Origin of the sequence: Ideonella azotifigens, from assembly GCF_006519715.1 — a bacterium.
In the GTDB taxonomy this organism is placed as follows: Bacteria; Pseudomonadota; Gammaproteobacteria; order Burkholderiales; family Burkholderiaceae_C; genus Ideonella; species Ideonella azotifigens.
In genome coordinates, this window is the sequence record NZ_VIDT01000241.1 from 1 (window position 1) to 7,522 (window position 7,522).

Annotated in this window: 5 protein-coding genes; 1 reads left to right on the forward strand and 4 read right to left on the reverse strand. The window is 67.8% G+C overall.

Annotation, left to right across the window (positions count from 1 at the left end):
- Window positions 1–196: 196 nt before the first annotated feature.
- The 3 genes from ccsB to FKP22_RS15390 all read right to left on the reverse strand — a co-directional run bounded on the left by ccsB (window position 197) and on the right by FKP22_RS15390 (window position 4,498).
- Entirely contained in the window at window positions 197–1,582 is a 1,386-nt protein-coding gene (gene ccsB / locus FKP22_RS15380) for a c-type cytochrome biogenesis protein CcsB (protein ID WP_141288348.1), read from the reverse strand.
- Window positions 1,579–3,741, reverse strand: a complete 2,163-nt coding sequence (locus tag FKP22_RS15385; protein ID WP_231010206.1) for a cytochrome c biogenesis protein ResB — start codon at window positions 3,739–3,741, stop codon at window positions 1,579–1,581. Before FKP22_RS15385 ends, ccsB begins: the two co-directional genes overlap by 4 nt.
- Before the next feature lie 124 nt (window positions 3,742–3,865).
- The gene (locus tag FKP22_RS15390) at window positions 3,866–4,498 is read right to left on the reverse strand and encodes a c-type cytochrome (RefSeq protein ID WP_141288349.1); all 633 of its coding nucleotides are present in this window, start codon (window positions 4,496–4,498) and stop codon (window positions 3,866–3,868) included.
- A 100-nt stretch (window positions 4,499–4,598) separates the two neighbouring features.
- Here FKP22_RS15390 and yihA point away from each other — a divergent pair, with 100 nt between their 5' ends.
- Window positions 4,599–5,372, forward strand: a complete 774-nt coding sequence (gene yihA, locus FKP22_RS15395) for a ribosome biogenesis GTP-binding protein YihA/YsxC (RefSeq protein ID WP_141288350.1) — start codon at window positions 4,599–4,601, stop codon at window positions 5,370–5,372.
- A 65-nt stretch (window positions 5,373–5,437) separates the two neighbouring features.
- Here yihA and FKP22_RS15400 read toward each other — a convergent pair.
- Window positions 5,438–7,522: patatin-like phospholipase family protein (locus tag FKP22_RS15400; protein WP_141288351.1), on the reverse strand; the 2,085-nt coding region annotated here is incomplete at its 5' end.

Sequence of the window (7,522 nt, forward strand, 5' to 3'; positions counted from 1 at the left end):
GCGCGAGTGGTAGAGCTCGGGAGAGGTGATTTCCGAGGGCAGCGGGTCGTGCGGGCCGCGGGTACGGATCAAGGGCATGGCGAACTTCCGAAAGCGAGTGCGAGGTCAGCATCAGTCGGGATGACTGCGCCGGACCTTACAGCTTTCGGATGGATCGTGCTGCGGGCGGGTGGTTCCCCTCAGCCAGTCGCCACGTTCACAACTCTCCGTAGGAGTGCAGGCCGCTGAGGAACATGTTCACGCCGAGGAAGGCGAAGGTCGTGACGACCAGGCCGCCCAGCGCCCACCAGGCCGAGCCGGCGCCGCGCAGGCCCTTCATCAGCCGCATGTGCAGCCAGGCGGCGTAGTTCAGCCAGACGATCAGGGCCCAGGTTTCCTTCGGGTCCCAGCTCCAGTAGCCGCCCCAGGCTTCTGCGGCCCAGAAGGCGCCCAGCACGGTTGCAATGGTGAAAAACGCGAAGCCGACTGCGATGGCCTTGTACATCAGGTCGTCCATCAGCAGCACGCTGGGCGTGCGGGCGTTGATGGGCCGGCGCAGTGCGACCATGATGGCGAAGAACAGGCCGGTGCCGCCGATCAAGCGTGCCGCCTTGGCGGCGGCGCCGGCTGCGGCCGGGTCACTGCCGCCCACCGCGTAGCCGGCGACCAGCACCAGCACCGCAGCCGGCAGCGCCACCAGGCCAAGCCACAAAGCCTTGGCGCTGGCTTCCTTCAGCACGCAGGCCAGGGCCACCATGGCCGACAGCGAGAAGGTGCCGTAGCCGATGAAGTTGGCCGGCACGTGCAGCTTCATCCACCAGCTTTGCAGCGCGGGCACCAGCGGCTGGATTTCCTGCGCTTCGCGCGCCACCGTGTACCAGAGCAGGAAGCCGACCGCGGCACTCACCACCAGCATCACGAAGCCACCCAGCGCGCGCACCTGGGCGTGCAGCTTGTAGTGGGCTTCGAAGTAGAGGTAGAACAGCGTGGTCAGCCAGCAGAACAGCACGAAGACTTCGTACAGGTTGCTCACCGGGATGTGGCCGATGTCCGGGCCGATCTGGTGGCTCTCGAACCAGCGCACCATGGTGCCGGTCAAGGCCATGAAGACAGCGGCCCAGGCCAGGCCGGAGCCGATGCGCTGGCCCACGGCGTTGCCGCCTTCTGCCTTGCCCAGGAAGCCCAGCCAGTAGAAGATCGTGCTCATGAAAAAGAGCACGCTCATCCACAGGATGGCGCTCTGGCTGGAGAGGAAATACTTGAGCCAGAAGACTTGGTCGGCGGCGGCCAGGTCGGCGCCGAAGCCGTCGGTGTGGCGGTTGTAGAGCGAGATGGCCAGCAGGCTGGCCAGGCCCACGGCCAGCGCCAGCGCGCGCAGCGGGCGCCAGAACCAGCCCAGCGCGATCAGCGCCGGTGTGGCGCCAGCCAGGATGCCACGTTCGTAGCCGTCCATTGACGCGCCGTAGCGCTGGAACGCATAGCCTGCGCCGCCCAGCACCAGCAGCGCATAGAGCCAGTCCAGCAAGCTGCGGCCGGCGAGCCAGCCGGACTTGCCCATGGGCAGCGACGCCAGGGGCGCATTGCCGGTCGTGGTGGTGTTCATGGCGTGTCTCCAATGACAGCGGGTTCGGCGGCGGCGGATGCGCCGAGCAAGTCCTGGCGCAAGGCAGTGAATTCTGCATCCACGTCCAGTGTGCGCCTTGGCGTGGACAGGGCAATCAGCATGCGGCTGCCAGGGTTGGCTTCGCCAGCGCCGTGCAGCCAGACCCAGAGCCGGCGTTCGCGCACGTAGAGCATCGCAAACACGCCGATGATCAGCAAGACTGCGCCGAGGTAGACAAGGGTCTTGCCGGGTGCGCGGGCGACCTGGAACACGCTGGCCTGGCGCTGCTGGAAGTCCTGCAGCTCCAGCAGCACCGGGGCCGGGTAGAAAAAGCTGTCGGACAGCGAGATGACGGCCAGGGCCATGAAGCTTTGTGCCGCCGCTTCGCTGCCCAGCGGTTTCAAGCCTGCCTGTTCGCGGGCGATGTCGTTGAGTTCGTACAGCGCGCTGTTGAGGATGCGCAGCAGCACGTCGGCCACGCGGGCGCGCTCGGCCTGGGGCACGCTGTCGTCAATGAACTGGCTCAGCGCGACCAAGCCGGCGCTGGGCTGGGCGCCGGGTGTGCTCTTCTTGCTGGCGGGCTCTACGCCAGCGAACAGGGCCAGCGCGCGTGCGCTGGTCACGCGCAGCTGCTCGATCATTTCGGGCTTGTCGGCCGGTGCGGCCTGCCTGGCGTAGCGGCTTGCCGCCTGTTCGCGCAATGCCGTGTCGCCCAGCGCCTGGCGCAGCCGCAGCCAGCCGTCCAGGCTGCCTTGTTCGTCGACCGGCAGGCGCAGGTAGCGGAAACTGTCGGCCGGCGTGTCGCGCACGCCGACGACAAACACCCGCTGGCCGTCCAGCTCGATGGGCACCATGTAGTTGCTGAACTCGCGTGCCTGGCCGCTGGCGTCGCGCAGCTTGTAGGTGATGGACGGGCCGACGTTGTGCAGCTGCTTGGCCTTGTCGGGGCTGACGCCACTGCCCAGATGCTTGTTCAAGGTGCTGCCCAGGTCAACCTTGCGCACATCAGTGCCGGCACCTTCTGCGGCGCCGAGGTTTTCGACGTTGATGACGCGCAGCCCGGTGACTTCCAGCGTCAGCGGGGACTTGCCCTGCTGCAGCGGCACGCTGTCGCCGACGCGGGTGTTGATCTCGAAGGGCTGGCCGCCGGCCTGCAGCGGCAAGGCCTTGAGCTTCAGCGTCGAGCCTCCGTCCTCGAAACTGCTCTGGTAGATCGCCACGCCGTGGTGGGTGACGGGTTCGTTGACCTTGACCGTGGCCTCGACCGGCGGGCTGCCGTCGTGGTCGTGCAGCACGATCTGGCTGGCGAACAGCCGCGGCATGCCGGTCTCGTAGTACTCGACCATGAAGCGCTTGAGCTCGACGTCGAAGTCCAGGTCCTGCAGCACGATGCCGTCCGGCATCTGCAGGATGGCGGTGCCGCTGCGTGCGCCCTCGGGCACCATCAGGTTGCCGCGGAAGGTCGGGTTGCCGGCGGGCAAGCGGTGCTCGGGCGGCACGTCGCGGATCAGCCCACCGCCTTCGAAGGTGCTTTTGCCGGTCAGCGCCATCTGCGCCTTGACCACCAGGTCACCGTCGAAAAGGCCACCCAGGCAGATCAGCACGATGGCCGAATGGGCCGACAGGTAGCCCAGCTTGTTGACCCGGCCCTTGCGCGCCGCGACCATGGTGCCGCCGGCACGCACCTGGGCCTTGGCCTGCCAGCCGTGGCGGGCCAGCACGGCCGACACATGGTCCAGCGCTGCCTGGCCTTGCAGCGCGATGCCGCCTTCGGCCTTGTGATGGAAGGCTTTGAGCGACTGCTCGCGCACGCCTTCCTTGAAGCTGCGCAGGTCGGCCAGGATCTTGGGTGCGTTGCGCGCGATGCACAGGCTGGTGGAGGTGACCAGGAAGGCCAGGATCAGCAGGAACCAGGGCGCGCTGTAGACGGTGAACAGGCTGACATGGCCGAACAGCTCGGCCCAGAAGGGACCGAACTTGTTGACATAGTCCGGCAGCTGCTCGCCCTGCTTGACCACGGTGCCAATGACCGAGGCAATGCAGATCACGCACAGCAAGGTGATGGCAAAGCGCATCGAGGCCAGCAGAGCCAGCGTTTCGCGGCGCGTGGTGGCGAAGCGGCTGTTGGCAGCGTCGGGAGAGGGAACGGTGGCGTTCATCGGGAAAGGTGCTGCGAAAGAGGTCTGGCTCGCCGATGTGAAAAGGGCCGGTCATGGACCGGCCCGGGCGACGGGGTCGTTGCGGGCCGGCGCGTGCGGGTCTGCTCGCGCCTGGGGCCCGGCTTCAGCGCAGGCCGGCGATGTAGTCTGACACGGCCTTGATTTCCTTGTCGCTCATTCGAGAGGCCACGCCGGCCATCGGCACGCTGTTGGGCCGCGCGCCGCTGCGGAAGTTGTTCATCTGGATTTCGACATAGTCGGCATGCTGGCCGGCCAGGCGGGGGTATTGGGCCGGGATGCCGGCGCCATTCGGGCTGTGGCAGCCGGCACAGGCGGGCACGTTCTTCTCGGCAATGCCGCCGCGGTAGATCTTCTGGCCCAGTTGGACCGTGTCCGGATTCTTCGCGGCGCCTGGCTTGGCGGTCTTGCCGGCGTAGAACGCGGCGACGTTGCGCATGTCCGACTCGCTGAGCGTGGCGGCCATGCCGTTCATCACCGCGCTGGGCCGCTTGCCGGCCTTGAACTCGGTCAGCTGCTTGTAGAGGTAGTCGGCATGCTGGCCCTGCAGGATCGGATTCGCGGGGCTGCCGCGCGACCCGTCTGCCGTGTGGCAGGCGGCGCAAACCGTGGACGAGATTTCCGAGCCTCGCACCAGATCGATCTTGGCTGGTGCCGCACTGGCCTCAGCAGCGAACGCAGGGGCCGCGAGCAAGGCGGCGAGCACGACGGAGCTGGCGACGGCGACGGAAGTCTTCATCGGAAAGGGCCTCGGGTTTGGGTTGTCTCGGATTTTGATTCTTCGTGCAGGTTCCAGGCATGACGCCCGGCAACAAAACCAATGAATCTTACAATGCTCCATGACTGCTTCCCTCCGCAAAGACGCGAAGCCGCCCAGTGCGGAAGCCCTCGCTGCACTGGCATGGGCCCACAGCGCCCGCTTCCTGACCACCGCCAGCCAGCTTGACCAGTTGCCGCAGGGCGACCTGGGCGAAATCGCCTTCGTCGGCCGCAGCAATGCCGGCAAGTCGACCTCGATCAACGCGCTGGCACAGCGACGGCAATTGGCCTTCGCATCCAAAACCCCGGGCCGTACCCAGCACATCAACCTGTTTGCGCTCGGCCCCAAGGACGAACCCGACGCCTACCTGGCCGACTTGCCAGGCTACGGCTACGCAACGGTGAACCGGGAGGCCAAGGTCCGCTGGCAGCGGGTGATGGCCGACTACCTGGAGGTGCGACGGAACCTGACCGGCGTGGTGCTGCTGGTCGACAGCCGGCTGGGGCTGACGCCGCTGGACGAAAGGCTGCTGAATTTCATCTCGCCGCGTGTCGTGAACGGTGCGGTGAAGCTGCTGGTGGTCCTGACCAAGGCCGACAAGCTCAACCGCAAGGAGCAGCAGGCTTCGCTGGCCAAGGTGCAGGACGCGCTGGCCTCGGTCGTGACCGACGCGTCGGACGTCGGCATCCTGCTGTTCTCGGCGCCCAAGCACATCGGCCTGCACGATCTGGCCGAGACGCTGCACGGCTGGATGCATCCGGTGGGCGATGCGGATGCCGTTGACAAGACCGATGCATCCAGCACCGCAGCCGAAACGACCGCCGAACCGGCACCGCCGTCCGACGAGGCCTGAGCCAAGCAGCCGGCGCCGGGCCGCACCAAGGCGGCTGCGCGACCCGCTAGGCGGGTGGTCCATGTCTAGGGCCGGCCGACGAACAGCACCAGGCCGGCCTCGCCGCGTGGCGCCCAGGTGAGGCCCAGGTACATCGGCCCCAGGCCGGTGTCGGCACCAAGGTACAGGCTGCCGCCCTGACGCAGGCCGCCTTTGCGCATCTCGTGGGTGTCCAGCCAGGCATTGCCGGTTTCCAGCGAGGCGCCGACGAAAAATCCGCGGGCGAACACCGGCGTTTCGGCCAGCCGCATGTACCAGCCCAGCCGGCCGAGCAGCACCACGTTGCCGGTCAGCTGGCCGACCTGGTAGCCCGAGAGCTGCTGGAAGCCGCCCAGCGAATAGCGGCCAACCGGCGACAGCCGGTCCTCGTTCGAGCCGCGCGCCATCAGGTGCAGGTTCAGCGTCTGGTTACCCCAGGTGCTGGCCGTGGTGGCCTGGGTTTCCAGGCGCAGCAGCTTGCGCGTGCCGTCGTCATGCCGCTTGCCAACAAAGGCCTCGGCCTCGGCGCGGTAGCCGCGCTGCGGGAAGTTGGCGAAGTCCAGCTGGTCCATCACCACCCGCAGCCGCAGGCCGGCTTCCTGCCAGGCCTGGGGTGTGTAGAGCGTGTCGGCCAGGTCGTTGCGCAGCAGCAGCTGGTTGCGGCCTGCGCGGTAGTCCAGCCCGAAGCGCAACTCGCCCAGGCTGCCCCAGGGCTGGCCCAGGTCCAGCCCGGCGCGCGCCACCGAACGCTGCACTTCGCCGATCTTCTCGCCGCCGTTGTCCTCGAACAGCGAGAGGTTGCGGCGCTCGGCGCTGGCCGAGGCGGCCACGAACCAGTCGTTCGACAGGCCCAGCGTCCATTTCAGTGGGTGGTACAGCTCGGTGGACACCTGTGGCACCTCGCCGATCTGCAGCCGGTTGCGCCATTCGGTGCCGTTGTCGGTCAGCCAGTGGCGGTTGTGGCTGACCTTGACGTTGAAGGCGCTGCGGCCATCGAAGTCGGTCGACAGGTCCAGGCCGATGTTCAGGTAGTTCGGGCCCCAGGGCTTGTCTTCGAGGTCGAAGACCAGGCCGTCGCCGCGCTCGTTGCTGTGCACCAGCCGGTAGTCGGCGCGCACATAGTCGCCGCTGGCGGCCAGGTACTGGGTGTCGGCCTCGGCCTTTTGCGGGTCGAAGGCCTCGCCCTGGTGCGACTGGAGCTGGGGCTCAAGGCGCTGCGGGTTGGTGGCGGTGGTGCCTTCGAAGGCGACGAACTGCAGGGTGCTGGGCGGCTGCGCAGCGGGGCTGCGGTGCGCGCGCCAGTCGGCATATTGTTCGGCCGTCAGCGCGAGGGCCCGCAGCGGTTCGGCCAGCGCTTCGGTGGCGCCGTCGCCCAGCGTGATCAGCGCCTTGGCGCTGTCGAAGTCGCCCGAGCTCAGTTTGCCCAGGTCCGGCGCGATCAGCAGGTCCTGCTTGCCCAGCGTGGCCAGGCTGCGGTGCACGTTCTGCTCGGTCAGGATGTTGATCATCTGCGCCGTCAGGCCGATGGCCGAGTTCAGCGTTTCGCGGCCGGCCAGCGGCGTGCCGATGTTGACGGCGATCACCACGTCCACGCCCATCGCCCGCACCACGTCGACCGGCAGGTTGTTGACCAGGCCGCCATCGCCCAGCACGCGGCCTTCCACCTCGCTGGGCGGGAACAGGCCGGGCACGCTCATGCTGGCGCGCAGCGCCATCGCCAGGTCGCCCTGGTCCAGGATGACCAGCGCGCCGGTTTCCATGTCGGTGGCGACCGCGCGGAACGGGATCGGCAGCTGGTCGAAGTCCTGCACCGCGCGCACCGGCAAGGTGTAGCGGCGCAGCAGGGTTTCCAGGCCGCGGCTGGAGACGGCGCCTTGCGGCGCACGGAACTCTCCGTCGCGGTAGCCCAGCTCGATGGCAGTCGAGAGGTCGAAGTCCTCTTCCTTGCGCCGCTGGGAGAGCTGCTGGCGGCCCACGCGCTGGGCGAACAGCCGGCTCCAGTTGACCTTGTTGAATTCGGCTTCGATGGTGTCCGCCGGCATGCCGCTGGCATACAGCCCGCCGACCACCGCGCCCATCGAGGTGCCGGCAATCGCATCGATGGGCACCTGCGCGCGCTCCAGCGCCTTCAG